Annotated in this window: 11 protein-coding genes; 9 read left to right on the top strand and 2 right to left on the bottom strand. The window is 61.6% G+C overall.

Annotated elements, in window-relative coordinates; genetic code table 11:
• Window positions 1-106 precede the first annotated feature (106 nt).
• Window positions 107-1,456: a CoA transferase gene (locus ACXX9E_RS27035; RefSeq protein ID WP_128615077.1), complete on the top strand. Its 1,350-nt coding sequence runs from the start codon at window positions 107-109 to the stop codon at window positions 1,454-1,456.
• A gap of 143 nt (window positions 1,457-1,599) precedes the next feature.
• Here the strand turns inward: ACXX9E_RS27035 and ACXX9E_RS27040 are convergent, their stop codons facing one another.
• Window positions 1,600-2,496 (bottom strand): DNA-3-methyladenine glycosylase family protein, encoded by an 897-nt coding sequence (locus tag ACXX9E_RS27040; protein ID WP_458556477.1) that lies wholly within the window; start codon window positions 2,494-2,496, stop codon window positions 1,600-1,602.
• Entirely contained in the window at window positions 2,493-3,920 is a 1,428-nt protein-coding gene (arcD, locus tag ACXX9E_RS27045; protein WP_186746688.1) for an arginine-ornithine antiporter, read from the bottom strand. The genes ACXX9E_RS27040 and arcD (ACXX9E_RS27045) overlap by 4 nt, the downstream gene beginning before the upstream one ends.
• 591 nt (window positions 3,921-4,511) lie before the next feature.
• Between arcD (ACXX9E_RS27045) and arcD (ACXX9E_RS27050) the strand changes: the two genes are divergently transcribed.
• The 8 genes from arcD (ACXX9E_RS27050) to gcvP all read left to right on the top strand — a co-directional run bounded on the left by arcD (ACXX9E_RS27050) (window position 4,512) and on the right by gcvP (window position 15,523).
• Entirely contained in the window at window positions 4,512-5,939 is a 1,428-nt protein-coding gene (arcD, locus tag ACXX9E_RS27050; protein WP_123467173.1) for an arginine-ornithine antiporter, read from the top strand.
• A 34-nt stretch (window positions 5,940-5,973) separates the two neighbouring features.
• Window positions 5,974-7,230 carry an arginine deiminase gene (gene arcA / locus ACXX9E_RS27055; protein WP_458556478.1) on the top strand — a complete coding sequence of 419 codons (1,257 nt, stop codon included), beginning with the start codon at window positions 5,974-5,976 and terminating at the stop codon, window positions 7,228-7,230.
• 69 nt (window positions 7,231-7,299) lie between these two features.
• Window positions 7,300-8,310 carry an ornithine carbamoyltransferase gene (locus tag ACXX9E_RS27060; protein WP_128614871.1) on the top strand — a complete coding sequence of 337 codons (1,011 nt, stop codon included), beginning with the start codon at window positions 7,300-7,302 and terminating at the stop codon, window positions 8,308-8,310.
• A gap of 160 nt (window positions 8,311-8,470) precedes the next feature.
• On the top strand, window positions 8,471-9,400 hold the full coding sequence (gene arcC / locus ACXX9E_RS27065; RefSeq protein WP_186748764.1) for a carbamate kinase: 930 nt from the start codon (window positions 8,471-8,473) through the stop codon (window positions 9,398-9,400).
• A gap of 62 nt (window positions 9,401-9,462) precedes the next feature.
• Entirely contained in the window at window positions 9,463-9,825 is a 363-nt protein-coding gene (locus tag ACXX9E_RS27070; RefSeq protein WP_123467181.1) for a DUF5064 family protein, read from the top strand.
• A gap of 577 nt (window positions 9,826-10,402) precedes the next feature.
• Window positions 10,403-11,911: a transcriptional regulator GcsR gene (gene gcsR / locus ACXX9E_RS27075; RefSeq protein ID WP_186748206.1), complete on the top strand. Its 1,509-nt coding sequence runs from the start codon at window positions 10,403-10,405 to the stop codon at window positions 11,909-11,911.
• 364 nt (window positions 11,912-12,275) lie between these two features.
• The gene (gene gcvH / locus ACXX9E_RS27080; protein ID WP_123467185.1) at window positions 12,276-12,659 is read left to right on the top strand and encodes a glycine cleavage system protein GcvH; all 384 of its coding nucleotides are present in this window, start codon (window positions 12,276-12,278) and stop codon (window positions 12,657-12,659) included.
• Window positions 12,660-12,670: 11 nt separating this feature from the next.
• On the top strand, window positions 12,671-15,523 hold the full coding sequence (gcvP, locus tag ACXX9E_RS27085) for an aminomethyl-transferring glycine dehydrogenase (RefSeq protein ID WP_458556479.1): 2,853 nt from the start codon (window positions 12,671-12,673) through the stop codon (window positions 15,521-15,523).
• Window positions 15,524-15,547: the final 24 nt, after the last annotated feature.

Consider the following 15,547-nt stretch of genomic DNA (forward strand, 5'->3'; position numbering starts at 1 on the left):
CGCGAGCAAGCTCGCTCCCACAGTGGTGAGTGTTCACCCGCTGGCGTTTTCATCTGACTCGAGATTGTTTTGCACTATCATCGCCCTCTCTTCCGGAGGGCCTTCGATGACTGATCTGCTCACGTCCATTCAAGCCGCACTCGGCTTGCCGCACACGCCGATTCCCTTCACCGCACAGGGCGCCCTGCCCTCGGCATTCGCCGTCACCGACCTGGCCTGCGCGAGCATCGCCGCGGCCGGTCAGGCCGTCAGCGAACTGCTCCAGCAACAAACCGGACACTTGCCCGCCGTCGAAGTCGACCGAAGACTGGCCTCGTTCTGGTTCGCCACCTCGTTGCGTCCGATGGGCTGGGAAGTCCCACCACTGTGGGATGCGGTGGCCGGTGACTACGCAACCCGGGACGGCTGGATCCGCCTGCACACTAACGCCCCGCACCACCGCGCCGCCGCTGAACGTGTGCTCGGCGCCTGCGCCGACCGTGCCGCGATGGCAGCAAAAGTCGCGCAGTGGACCAGTGCCGATCTGGAGCAAGCACTGGTCGAGGCCAAGGGCTGCGCCGCCGAAATGCGCAGTTGGGCACAGTGGCAGCAGCATCCGCAGGGAATGGCGGTGAATGCCGAACCGCTGGTGCATGTCATCCATTCGCAGGCTGGAAACGTCAGTGTGTGGCAAGGCTCGGCGGCGCAACCGCTGGCCGGCCTCAAGGTGCTGGACCTGACCCGCGTACTCGCCGGCCCCACCGCCAGCCGTTTTCTTGCGGGCCTCGGTGCGAACGTGCTGCGTATCGACCCACCGGGCTGGAACGAACCAGGCGTGGTCCCGGAAGTCACCCTTGGCAAACGCTGCGCTCGGCTGGATCTGCATGTTCCGGCAGATCGTGCGGTGTTTGAAAACCTGCTCAAGGACGCCGACATCCTGTTGCACGGCTACCGCGCCGACGCGCTGGAACACCTCGGTTTCGGCGCCGAGCGCCGCCGACAACTGGCCCCGGCGCTGATCGACGTCTGCCTCAACGCCTACGGCTGGAGCGGCCCGTGGCAGAACCGCCGCGGCTTCGACAGCCTGGTGCAGATGAGCAGCGGCATCGCCGAGGCCGGGCAGCGCTGGAAAACCGCTGACAAGCCAACGCCACTGCCGGTGCAGGCGCTGGACCATGCGACCGGGTATCTGCTGGCGGCGAGTGCGATGCGCCTTTTGACTGAACGTTTAAAGACTGGTCGGGGTGGCGCGGCGCGTCTGTCACTGGCGCGCACGGCGAAGTTGTTGATTGAGCATGGGCCGGGGACGAGCGAGGCGTTGCGCGCCGAAGATGCGCAGGATCAAAACTCAGTGTTGGAGCAGACACCCTGGGGGCCGGCACACCGGCTGCTGGCACCGCTGAAAATCAGCGGAACGCCGCTGCAGTGGGCGTTGCCGGCCAGCGAATTGGGTACGCATCGCCCACAGTGGTTTTAATAACAGCCCCTCACCCTGACCCTCTCCCCGAGGCGCGGGGACTGATTGGGGGATATTGAAGTGGCTCACCAACCTGAAAGATCGAAGTTGAATCCATAATCGACTCGATCTTGCAGGTCGATGTCTCACGAAAGACACCGCGGTCAGCCCCCTCTCCCTCCAGGAGACGGCTGGGCTGCGGGCACAGCGCTCAAAGACGTCCACAACACCTGCGCCGCATACCCGCGACAGGGTCGCCAGGCCTCAGCCCGATCAGCCAGTTCCCGCGCTGCGGGTCGCACACCTTCCAGCACCTCCAGCGCCCGCAGCAACCCGACATCGCCATGGGGAAACCCGTCCATATCGCGCAACTGGCGCAACGCGATGTACTGCGCCGTCCACTCGCCGACCCCGTGCAACGCCAGCAAACGCGCCACGCCACTCTCGCGCCCCGGCTCGAACAACAGCGGATCTTCCAGCAGCGCCTGCGCCATGCCCGAAAGCGTCCGTCCACGACTTTTCGGCATGCCCAGCGCCGCCAGATCAGCCGCCGCCAGCACCTGGACATCGGGAAATACTCGAGCCAAACCCGGTACCGCCGAGCACAACGGCGCGCCATACTGCGCCACCAGTTTCCCCGCCAGCCGGATCGCCGCGACCACGGTAATCTGCTGCCCGAGTACCGCACGAAAGGCCAGCTCCAGACCGTCCCACGCCCCCGGCACTCGCAGCCCCGGACGTTCGGCGATCAACCGCGCCAGTAACGGGTCGTCAGCCAGATGCCGCTGCATCGACGGCAGATCGGCATCCAGATCAAACAGCCGCCGCAGCCTCACAACAATCTCGGGCAGTGCTGCCGGATCGGGAAAATCCAGCTCGACCTCCAGCGCATCGCCCCTCCCCGGCCAGACCGACAGCGAGCCGTGGACACCGTTCACGCCGATGCTGCGCGAGTACACGCCGTCCACCACGGTTTCCATGCCGACCACTGACCGTGCAGCGAGAAAGCCCAGCATCGCCGTCCAGTCATAGGGTGGCCGATAGGCCAGCATCAACCTCACAGCGACAGCACACCACTGTACAAACCGTACGCCGCCAGCCCGGCGCCGATGATCACGCAGGTGAAAATCGCTTTCTCGACATGGGTGAACAACGGCTCGCCCTGCTCACGCTTGGCCTTGGCGAACAGCAACACCCCCGGCGCATACAACAACGCCGACAGCAGCAGATACTTCACTCCGCCGGCGTACAACAACCACACCGCGTAGCACAGGGCGATGCCGCCGATCAGCAGGTCTTTGGTGCGCTCGGCCGACGCGTGCTCATAGGTTTCGCCGCGACCGCTCAACAGCACCGCGTACGCCGCCGACCACAAATACGGCACCAGAATCATCGACGAGGCCAGGTAAATCAGGCTGGTGTAGGTGCCTGCGGAGAACAGCGTGATCAACAGGAAAATCTGGATCATCACGTTGGTCAGCCACAGTGCGTTGACCGGCACGTGGTTCTTGTTTTCCTTTTTCAGGAACGCCGGCATGGTCTTGTCCTTGGCCGTGGCGAAGAGGATTTCCGCGCACAGCAATGCCCACGACAGCAACGCACCGAGCAGGGAAATCGCCAGGCCGACGCTGATCAACAACGCGCCCCACGGCCCGACGATATGCTCGAGCACCGCCGCCAGCGAAGGGTTCTGCAAGGTCGCCAGTTCCGGCTGGCTCATGATCCCCAGCGACAGCACGTTGACCAGCACCAGCAGCGCCAGCACCCCGATGAAACCAATCACCGTGGCGCGGCCGACGTCGCTGCGTTTCTCTGCTCGCGCCGAGTAGACGCTGGCGCCTTCGATGCCGATGAACACGAACACCGTGACCAGCATCATGTTGCGCACCTGATCCATCACCCCGCCAAAATTCGGGTTGCTGTGGCCCCAGATGTCACGGGTAAAAATATCTGCCTTGAACGCCAGCGCCGCGATGACGATGAACATGATCAACGGCACGACCTTGGCCATGGTGGTCAACTGGTTGATCAGCGCCGCCTCCTTGATCCCGCGCATCACCAGAAAATGCACGGCCCACAACAACACCGACGCGCAGGCAATGGCGACCGGGGTGTTGCCCTGACCGAAAACCGGAAAGAAGTAGCCGAGGGTGCTGAACAGCAGGACGAAATAACCGACGTTGCCCAGCCAGGCGCTGATCCAGTAACCCCACGCCGACGAGAACCCCATGTAGTCGCCAAACCCGGCCTTGGCGTAAGCGTAGACACCGGAGTCCAGTTCGGGTTTGCGATTGGCCAGGGTCTGGAACACGAACGCCAGGGTCAGCATGCCGATGGCGGTGATGCCCCAGCCGATCAGGATCGCCCCGGCATCGGCGCGGGCCGCCATGTTCTGCGGCAGGGAAAAAATCCCCCCGCCAATCATCGAACCCACTACCAAGGCGATCAACGCCCCCAGTCGCAGCTTTTGCGTCGGTTGCGACATTCCAGTCTCCCTCTTCCTGACAAAGGTTCTCGAAACCTGTTTATACCTGTGGCGAGGGGATTTATCCCCGATGGGTGGCGAAGCCGCCCCAAAACCTGAGAACTCGTTCTGCCTGATGCACCGCGCTGAATGGATCTGGGGCGGCTACGCCACCCATCGGGGATAAATCCCCTCGCCACAAGGTGTGTCTATTTCTGGGTATTAACTAAACGGATAAGCGTAAGTACGTTTATTGAATAACGCCAATTAACGCCTTTTATATATAGCCAACAACGCTAACGCATAACACGGTTAATCCGTTTTGTGCACCAATCCTGATTAATCGATTCTGTATTGAAAACAGATGCCAAAAATTTGCCAAAAGCTGAAAAGCAACTAGCGTGATAATTCGAAAGTAATAGGAGCAATTCCCAACCACATCTGCCGAAAGCCTCTGGAACAGGGCTCTTCAGGCAGCAGCTTTATGCCACCAGTCTTTTCATAAGTCATTCATTAACAATGGAATGTGACCATGAACTGATCCAAGTCAGCTGTTTGTACAGATAACAGCACTACGCTGTGAACTCTTCTCTCCTGCAATGGAGTTATGCAATGTCTGAAGCTCCCGGAAAACTACGACTCGGTGCACTCGTTGCATTGGTAGTCGGTTCAATGATCGGTGGCGGGATATTTTCGTTACCACAAAACATGGCCGCCAGCGCCGACGTCGGCGCGGTCCTGATCGGATGGGCCATCACCGCAGTCGGCATGCTCACCCTCGCTTTTGTCTTTCAGACCCTCGCCAATCGCAAACCTGACCTGGACGGCGGCGTCTACGCCTACGCCAAGGCCGGATTTGGCGATTACATGGGTTTCTCGTCCGCCTGGGGTTACTGGATCAGTGCCTGGCTGGGCAACGTCGGTTACTTTGTTCTGCTGTTCAGCACCCTCGGGTATTTCTTTCCGGTCTTCGGCGAGGGCAACACCGTTGCTGCGGTGATCGGCGCCTCGGTGCTGCTGTGGGCCGTGCACTTTCTGGTGCTGCGCGGGATCAAGGAGGCGGCGTTCATCAACCTGGTGACCACCGTCGCCAAAGTCGTGCCGCTGCTGCTGTTCGTCCTGATCGCGGTCTTCGCGTTCAAACTGGACATCTTCACCGCTGACATCTGGGGCCTGAAAAACCCCGACCTGGGCAGCGTGATGAACCAGGTGCGCAACATGATGCTGGTCACCGTGTGGGTGTTCATCGGCATCGAGGGCGCGAGCATCTTCTCGGCGCGGGCAGAAAAACGCACCGACGTGGGCAAGGCCACTGTAATCGGCTTCATCACCGTGCTGCTGTTCCTGGTGCTGGTGAACGTGCTGTCGCTGGGCATCATGACTCAGCCAGAACTGGCCAAGTTGCAGAACCCGTCGATGGCCGCCGTGCTCGAGCACGTGGTCGGTCACTGGGGCGCGGTGCTGATCAGCGTCGGGCTGATCATCTCGCTGCTGGGGGCGCTGCTGTCGTGGGTGCTGCTGTGCGCGGAGATCATGTTCGCCGCCGCCAAAGACCACACCATGCCGGAGTTCCTGCGTAAGGAAAACGCCAACCACGTACCGGTCAACGCCCTGTGGCTGACCAACGCGATGGTGCAGATTTTCCTGATCATCACTCTGTTCTCGGCCAGCACTTACCTGTCGCTGATCTACCTCGCCACCTCGATGATTCTGGTGCCGTACCTGTGGTCGGCGGCCTACGCCCTGCTGATCGCGGTGCGTGGCGAAACCTACGAAGGCTTCGCGGCCGAGCGGCGCAAGGACCTGATCATCGGCGGCATCGCCCTGGTCTACGCGGTCTGGCTGCTGTACGCCGGCGGCGTCAAGTACCTGTTGCTCTCGGCCCTGCTGTATGCCCCCGGCGCGATCCTGTTCGCCAAGGCCAAGCTCGAACTCAAACAAGCGGTTTTCACCAACGTCGAGAAGCTGATTTTCGCCGCGGTGGTCGTCGGTGCCCTGGTGGCTGCCTACGGTCTCTACGACGGCTTCCTGACTCTGTAATTGCCCAAAATTTTATCTCTGGAGGATCACTGCAATGACCACGGAAAAAGTTAAGTACGGCGTCCATTCCGAAGCCGGCAAACTGCGCAAAGTCATGGTTTGCTCCCCAGGTCTGGCCCACCAGCGGCTGACCCCGAACAACTGCGATGAACTGCTGTTCGACGACGTGCTGTGGGTCGCCCAGGCCAAGCGCGACCACTTCGACTTCGTGACCAAGATGCGTGAACGCGGGATCGACGTGCTGGAAATGCACAACCTGCTGACCGACATCGTCGCCATCCCTGAAGCGCTGGACTGGATTCTCGACCGCAAGGTCACCGCCGACTCGGTGGGCCTGGGCCTGATCAGCGAAGTCAAATCCTGGCTGAAAAGCCTAGAGCCACGGCACATCGCCGAGTTCCTGATCGGTGGCGTGTCGGCCGATGATCTGCCAGACAGCTTCGGTGGCAAGACCATCCAGATGTTCCGCGACTTCCTCGGCCACTCCAGCTTCATTCTGCCGCCGCTGCCGAACACCCAGTTCACCCGCGACACCACCTGCTGGATCTACGGCGGCGTGACGCTGAACCCGATGTATTGGCCGGCGCGCCGTCAGGAAACCCTGCTGGCCACCGCCATCTACAAATTCCACCCGCAGTTCACCAACGCCGATTTCGAGATCTGGTACGGCGACCCGGACAAGGATCACGGCAGCGCCACCCTTGAGGGCGGCGACGTGATGCCGATCGGCAACGGTGTGGTGTTGATCGGCATGGGCGAACGTTCTTCTCGCCAGGCCATCGGCCAACTGGCGCTGAACCTGTTCAAGAACAAAGCCGTGGAGAAAGTCATCGTCGCCGGCCTGCCGAAGTCCCGCGCCGCGATGCACCTGGACACCGTGTTCAGCTTCTGCGACCGCGACCTGGTGACGATCTTCCCGGAAGTGGTCAACCAGATCGTCGCGTTCACCCTGCGCCCTGACGAAAGCAAACAGGGCGGCATCGACATTCGCCGCGAAGAAACCAACTTCCTCGACACCGTGGCCAAAGCCCTCAACCTGCCGAAGCTGCGCGTGGTGGAAACCGGCGGCAACAGCTTCGCCGCCGAACGCGAGCAATGGGACGACGGCAACAACGTGGTGGCCGTGGAACCGGGCGTGGTCATCGGCTACGACCGCAACACCTACACCAACACCCTGCTGCGCAAGGCGGGCGTGGAGGTCATCACCATCAGCGCCGGCGAACTCGGCCGCGGCCGTGGCGGCGGCCACTGCATGACCTGCCCGATCATCCGCGAACCAATCGATTACTAAACCTCTGAGCCCTGGCCGGCACTTATAAAGTGCGGCCAGGGGGATAACCGACACCGAAGGAGATCCATCATGGCTTTTAACATTCACAACCGTAACCTGCTCAGCCTGGAACACCACACCCCACGTGAGCTGCGTTACCTGCTCGACCTGTCCCGCGATCTGAAACGCGCCAAGTACACCGGCACCGAGCAGCAACACCTGAAGGGCAACAACATCGCCCTGATATTCGAAAAAACCTCGACCCGCACCCGCTGCGCGTTCGAAGTGGCGGCCTATGACCAGGGCGCCAACGTCACCTACATCGACCCGAACTCCTCGCAGATCGGCCACAAGGAAAGCATGAAAGACACGGCCCGCGTGCTGGGTCGCATGTACGACGCCATCGAGTACCGTGGCTTCAAACAGGAAATCGTCGAAGAGCTGGCGAAGTTCGCCGGGGTGCCGGTGTTCAACGGCCTGACCGACGAATATCACCCGACGCAAATGATCGCCGACGTGCTGACCATGCGTGAGCACGCCGACAAGCCGATCCATGAAATCAGCTACGCGTACCTCGGCGACGCCCGCAACAACATGGGCAACTCGCTGCTGCTGGTTGGCGCCAAACTCGGCATGGACGTGCGCATCTGCGCGCCGAAAGCCCTGTGGCCGCATGACGATCTGGTCGAGCGCTGCAACAAATACGCGGAAGAAAGCGGTGCACGCATCACCCTGACCGAAGACCCGAAAGCCGCCGTCAAGGGCGTCGACTTCATCCACACCGACGTCTGGGTGTCGATGGGTGAACCGGTGGAAGCCTGGGCCGAACGTATCCAGCAACTGCTGCCGTACCAGGTCAACGCCGAACTGATGAAAGCCACCGGCAACCCGCGCACCAAGTTCATGCACTGCCTGCCGGCCTTCCACAACAGCGATACCAAGGTCGGCAAACAGATCGCCGAGCAGTATCCGCACCTGGCCAACGGCATCGAAGTGACCGACGACGTGTTCGAGTCGCCCGCCTGCATCGCCTTCGAGCAAGCGGAAAACCGCATGCACACGATCAAGGCGATTCTGGTCTCGACCCTGGCTGATCTGTAATTGATCGACACGGTCACTGTGGGAGCTGGCTTGCCAGCGATAGCGGTGTGTCAGCCGACAGCAATGCTGACTGATACACCGCCATCGCGGGCAAGCCCGGCTCCCACAGGGATCGTATTCGTCCTGCACGAACTCACTGTTTTCTAGAAGGACATGCACCATGCGTATCGTCGTAGCTCTGGGCGGTAACGCCCTGCTCCGCCGTGGTGAACCGATGACCGCTGACAACCAGCGCGCCAACATCCGCATCGCCACCGAGCAAATCGCCAAGATCCATCCCGGCAACCAGTTGGTCATCGCCCATGGCAATGGCCCGCAAGTCGGCCTGCTGTCGCTGCAGGCGGCGGCGTACACCTCCGTCACCCCTTACCCGCTGGACGTGCTCGGTGCCGAAACCGAAGGCATGATCGGCTACATCATCGAACAGGAACTGGGCAACCTGCTGGACTTCGAGGTGCCATTCGCCACCCTGCTGACCCAGGTTGAAGTCGACGCCAAGGACCCGGCCTTCCAGAACCCGAGCAAACCGATCGGCCCGGTCTACGACAAGGCCGAAGCGGAAAAACTCGCCGCCGAGAAAGGCTGGGCCATCGCCCCGGACGGTGACAAGTTCCGCCGCGTGGTCGCCAGCCCACGGCCGAAACGCATCTTTGAAATCCGTCCGATCAAGTGGCTGCTGGACAAGGGCAGCATCGTCATCTGCGCCGGTGGTGGCGGGATTCCGACCATGTACGACGAGAATCGCCACCTCAAGGGCATCGAGGCGGTGATCGACAAGGACCTGTGCTCGTCGCTGCTCGCTGAACAGCTGGAAGCCGATTTGCTGGTGATCGCCACCGACGTCAACGCGGCGTTCATCGACTACGGCAAGCCAACGCAGAAAGCCATCGCCGAGGCGCATCCGGATGAACTGGAACGGCTGGGCTTCGCCGCCGGTTCCATGGGACCGAAGGTGCAGGCAGCATGCGAATTCGCACGCCATACTGGCAAGGTCGCGGTGATCGGCTCACTCGCGGACATCGAAGCGATCGTCCAGGGCACCGCCGGTACTCGCGTCAGCACCGCGAAGCCGGGCATCCGTTATCGATAAATAGAAACTCCGGGGGCAGACCCAGGGTCTGCCCTTCTCCCATGCCTTGAAAGGAGAAACCCATGGCCCAATTCGAACCTGGTCATTTGCATATCGAGCGGCACGCATTGACGCCAGATGACGTCAGTTACAACGTGTGCCTCGACTATGAAGTGTTCACCGATCCGCAAAAAGGCAAAGGCATCCAGTTCACGATGCATGGCAGCCTTCAGGGAAAGGACATGAAAGAGACCTTCTTCCTGCCCAAGGAAGAGGCTTACAACTTTGCCAACAACGTGACACGAATCGCCGAGAAATACGGCATCCCCAGAACCCACAGCCAGATCGGCTCGGTGCACAAGCATTACGATCTGATGTTCGAAGACATCCGTAAGCAGCTCGATATGAAATCCGGCGACCCGGTCAATCTCGAGCACTTCGAGTAACCTCAAAAGCCCCTCACCCTAGCCCTCTCCCAAAGGGAGAGGGGACTGACCGAAGTGTCTGAGGACAGACATCGACCTGAAAGACCGAGTCGATTATGGATTCGCAGCCGTATTTTTCAGGTCAGCGTACCTCGTGATTCACAGCCGTATTTTCAGGTCGGCGTACCTCGTGAGCACTCCACTATCGGCCCCCTCTCCCGAAGGGAAACGGGCTGACCGAAGTGTCAGATGACAGACATCGACCTGAAAGACCGGGTCGATTCTGGATTCACAGCCGTATTTTCAGGTCAGCGTACCTCGTGAGCACTCCACTATCGGCCCCTCTCCCGAAGGGAGACGGGCTGACCGAAGTGTCAGATGACAGGCTTCGACCTGAAAGACCGGGTCGATTTTGGATTCACAGCCCTATTTTTCAGGTCGACGTACCTCGTGATTCACAGCCGTATTTTCAGATCGGCGTACCTCGTGAGCATTCCACTATCGGCCCCCTCTCCCTCCGGGAGAGGGCTGGGGTGAGGGTGTTTTTGATTTAAGGCATACTTGCCACCCTTCGCACTGCAGATCACTGAACCGCCCCATGCGTATCCACGTCAGCTTCATCGACCGCGTCGGCATCACCCAGGAAGTCCTGGCTATCCTCGGTGGGCGCAATCTCAATCTGGATGCGGTGGAGATGATTCCACCCAACGTCTACATCGACGCCCCGACCCTGAGCCCGCAAGTGCTCGAAGAGCTGAAAGATGCACTGTTTCGCGTGCGCGGTGTGGAAGCGGTGACGGTCGTCGACATCCTCCCCGGCCAGCGTCGGCACTTGCAGCTCGATGCCTTGCTCGCGGCGATGACCGACCCGGTGCTGGCCCTCGACAGCGCCGGCAAGGTGTTGCTGGCCAACCCGGCCTTGATCGCGCTGTACGGGCGTGAACCGGCGGGGGAAAGCGTCTCCGAGCTGTTCAACGATCCCGGCCTGCTGGACACCCTGCTCGAGCAAGGCTTCCGCCTGCCGCTGCGCGAGATCACCGTCAACGGCCAGACCCTGTTGCTCGACGCCACACCGATCACCGATGCCGGCGCCTTGCTCACGCTCTATCAACCCAACCGCATCGGCGAACAATTGTCGGCACTGCACCACGACCACGCCGAAGGTTTCGATGCATTGCTCGGCGAATCCCCGGCGATCCGCACCCTCAAGGCGCGCGCGCAACGGGTCGCGGCCCTCGACGCGCCGCTGCTGATTCAGGGCGAAACCGGCACCGGTAAAGAACTGGTGGCTCGCGCCTGCCATGCCATCAGTGCGCGGCACAGTGCGCCGTTTCTCGCCTTGAACTGCGCGGCGCTGCCGGAGAACCTCGCCGAGAGCGAACTGTTCGGCTACGCCCCCGGCGCCTTCACTGGCGCGGCGCGTGGTGGCAAACCGGGGCTGATGGAGCTGGCGAACCAGGGCACGGTGTTTCTCGACGAAATCGGCGAGATGTCGCCGTACTTGCAGGCCAAGCTGTTGCGCTTTCTCAATGACGGCAGCTTCCGTCGGGTCGGCGGTGATCGCGAAGTGAAGGTCAACGTGCGGATCCTCAGCGCCACCCACCGCGACTTGGAAAAAATGGTCAGCGAAGGCCTGTTCCGCGAAGACCTGTTCTACCGCCTCAACGTGCTCAACGTTGAAGTGCCGCCGCTGCGCGAACGCGGTCAGGACATCCTGCTGCTGGCGCGCTATTTCATGCAGCAGGCTTGCGCGCAGATCCAGCGCCCGGTCTGCCGCCTCGCCCCCGGCACCTATCCGGCGCTACTCGGTAATCGTTGGCCGGGGAACGTGCGGCAACTGCAGAACGTGATCTTCCGCGCCGCCGCGATCTGCGAAAGCAGCCTGGTCGATATCGGCGATCTCGACATCGCCGGCACCTCCGTGGCGCGCCAGACCGACAGCGATGTCGACAGCCTCGAACAAGCCGTCGAGTCCTTCGAAAAATCGCTGCTGGAACAGCTCTACGTCAGCTACCCCTCGACCCGGCAACTGGCGAGCCGCTTGCAAACCTCGCACACCGCCATCGCCCATCGCCTGCGCAAGTACGGCATTCCCAACAAGCCCTGATCACGCCGCAAATCCCCTGGCAGGCTCACTCCTACAATGATTTGTGACGGATTCGAAATCCGTTCAAAAGCGACCTCCATCTGTACTGAAAGCGCTACAGCGGAACGATATCGCTACACCCTCCTCCGGCGACCACAGTGCAAGGCTTTGATCCCGTTCAGCTTTTTTCCCCGCCCCAAGCTGTAGCGATTTCGCTACACGCACACAATCTGCGGCATCGCCATAAATAGCTATCCAATTGATTTATAACGATAAATTCAAGATGGCCGCGTTCTTGCTAAGTAACCGTTCATAAAATCAGGGCTTTGCCGCCCGAGCCTTCCACCGCGTCCACCAGACGAGTCTGGCCCCCTTAGGAGTTTCCATGAGCGAGTTGCGTTTTACTGAAGATCACGAATGGCTGCGCACTGAAGCTGACGGCAGCGTTACTGTCGGCATCACCGCTTTCGCGCAGAACGCCTTGGGCGACGTGGTGTTCGTGCAACTGCCTGAGCTGCAGGCTTACGAAAAAGGCGCCGAAGCCGCCACCGTGGAATCGGTGAAAGCCGCCAGCGGCGTGTACATGCCCCTCGATGGCGACGTACTGGAAATCAACCCGGCACTGGAAGACGCACCGGAACTGGTCAACGAAGATCCGCTGGGCGAAGGCTGGTTCTTCCGCTTCCAGCCAAGCGACGCCTCGGCTGTGGCGAAACTGCTGGATCAAGACGCCTACGATCGTTTGATCAAAGCCCAAGCCGAAGCCTGAGGAGTAGCGACATGACCCAAGTAAACCTCGGCACTGCCAACGAATTCATCGCCCGTCACATCGGCCCGCGCGCCGCTGACGAGCAAGCCATGCTCAACAGCCTCGGCTTCGATTCCCTCGAAGCCCTGAGCGCCAGCGTGATCCCGGAAAGCATCAAGGGCACCAGCGTGCTCGGCATGGACGACGGCCTCAGCGAAGCCGACGCCCTGGCGATGATCAAATCCATCGCCGGCAAGAATCAGCTGTTCAAGACCTACATCGGCCAGGGCTACTACAACTGCCACACGCCGTCGCCGATCCTGCGCAACCTCCTGGAAAATCCGGCCTGGTACACCGCGTACACCCCGTACCAGCCAGAAATCTCCCAGGGCCGTCTCGAAGCGCTGCTGAACTTCCAGACCCTGATCAGCGACCTCACCGGCCTGCCGATCGCCAACGCCTCCTTGCTCGACGAAGCCACCGCTGCTGCCGAAGCCATGACCTTCTGCAAACGCCTGAGCAAGAACAAGGGCAGCCACCAATTCTTCGCCTCGATCCACAGCCACCCACAAACCCTCGACGTGCTGCGCACCCGTGCCGAGCCGCTGGGTATCGACGTGGTCGTCGGCGACGAGCGTGAACTGACTGACGTGACGCCGTTCTTCGGCGCGCTGCTGCAATACCCGGCGAGCAACGGTGACCTGTTCGACTACCGCGAACTGACCGAACGCTTCCACGCCGCCAACGCGCTGGTCGCCGTGGCTGCCGACCTGCTGGCGCTGACCTTGCTGACCGCCCCGGGCGAGTTCGGCGCGGACGTCGCCATCGGTTCGGCGCAGCGCTTCGGCGTGCCGCTGGGCTTCGGCGGCCCGCACGCCGCGTACTTCTCCACCAAGGATGCGTTCAAGCGCGACATGCCGGGCCGTCTGGTCGGTGTCTCGGTTGACCGTTTCGGCAAGCCGGCCCTGCGCCTGGCGATGCAGACTCGCGAGCAACACATTCGCCGCGAGAAGGCCACGTCGAACATCTGCACCGCGCAGGTGCTGCTGGCCAATATCGCCAGCATGTACGCCGTGTACCACGGCCCGAAAGGCCTGACCCAGATCGCCAACCGCGTGCATCACCTGACCGCGATTCTGGCCAAGGGCCTGAACGCACTGGGCGCCAACGTCGAGCAGGACAGCTTCTTCGACACCCTGACCCTCGCCACCGGCGCGCAAACCGCCGCGCTGCACGACAAGGCACACGCTGCGCAGATCAACCTGCGGGTGATCGACGCTCAGCGTCTGGGCCTGTCGGTGGACGAAACCACCACTCAGGCTGATATTGAAACCCTGTGGAGTCTGTTCGCCGACGGCAAGACCCTGCCGGACTTCGCGGCACTGGCCGCCTCGGTGCAAAGCACCATCCCGGCTGCGCTGGTGCGTCAGTCGCCGATCCTCAGCCACCCGGTGTTCAACCGCTATCACTCGGAAACCGAGCTGATGCGCTACCTGCGCAAACTGGCGGACAAGGATCTGGCCCTGGATCGCACCATGATCCCGCTGGGCTCGTGCACCATGAAACTCAATGCCGCCAGCGAAATGATCCCGGTGACCTGGGCCGAATTCGGCGCACTGCACCCGTTCGCTCCTGCCGCACAGAGCGCCGGCTACCAGCAACTGACCGACGAACTGGAAGCGATGCTCTGCGCCGCTACCGGTTACGACGCGATCTCGCTGCAACCGAACGCCGGTTCGCAGGGCGAATACGCAGGCCTGCTGGCGATTCGCGCTTACCACCAGAGCCGTGGCGATGAGCGCCGCGACATCTGCCTGATCCCGTCGTCCGCCCACGGCACCAACCCGGCCACCGCCAATATGGCCGGCATGCGCGTGGTTGTGACCGCGTGCGACGCCCGCGGCAACGTCGACATCGAAGACCTGCGTGCCAAAGCCATCGAGCACCGCGAACACCTCGCTGCACTGATGATCACCTACCCGTCGACCCACGGCGTGTTCGAAGAAGGTATCCGCGAAATCTGCGGGATCATTCACGACAACGGCGGCCAGGTGTACATCGACGGCGCCAACATGAACGCGATGGTCGGCCTCTGCGCGCCGGGCAAGTTCGGCGGCGACGTGAGCCACCTGAACCTGCACAAGACGTTCTGCATTCCACACGGCGGTGGCGGCCCGGGCGTCGGCCCGATTGGCGTCAAGTCACACCTCGCACCGTTTATGCCGGGCCACGCCCAGATGGAGCGCAAGGAAGGCGCGGTCTGCGCGGCACCGTTCGGCAGCGCGAGCATTCTGCCGATCACCTGGATGTACATTCGCATGATGGGTGGCGCCGGTCTGAAGCGCGCTTCGCAACTGGCGATCCTCAACGCCAACTACATTTCCCGTCGTCTGGAAGAGCACTACCCAGTGCTGTACACCGGCAGCAACGGGCTGGTGGCGCACGAGTGCATCCTCGACCTGCGTCCGCTGAAAGACAGCAGCGGCATCAGCGTCGATGACGTTGCCAAGCGCCTGATCGACTTCGGCTTCCACGCGCCGACCATGTCGTTCCCGGTCGCCGGCACGCTGATGATCGAGCCGACCGAGAGCGAATCCAAGGAAGAACTGGATCGCTTCTGCGACGCCATGATCCGCATCCGCGAAGAAATCCGCGCAGTGGAAAACGGCACACTGGACAAGGACGACAACCCGCTGAAGAACGCCCCGCACACTGCGGCGGAGCTGGTCGGCGAGTGGACCCACCCGTACAGCCGCGAGCAAGCGGTGTATCCGGTGGCGTCGCTGGTTGAAGGCAAATACTGGCCGCCGGTCGGCCGCGTCGACAACGTGTTCGGCGACCGCAACCTGGTGTGCGCCTGCCCGTCGATCGAAAGCTACGCTTAAGGAAAGCAGCTGCGAGCTTTGAGC

The sequence above is a fragment of the Pseudomonas sp. GNP014 genome, assembly GCF_054344005.1.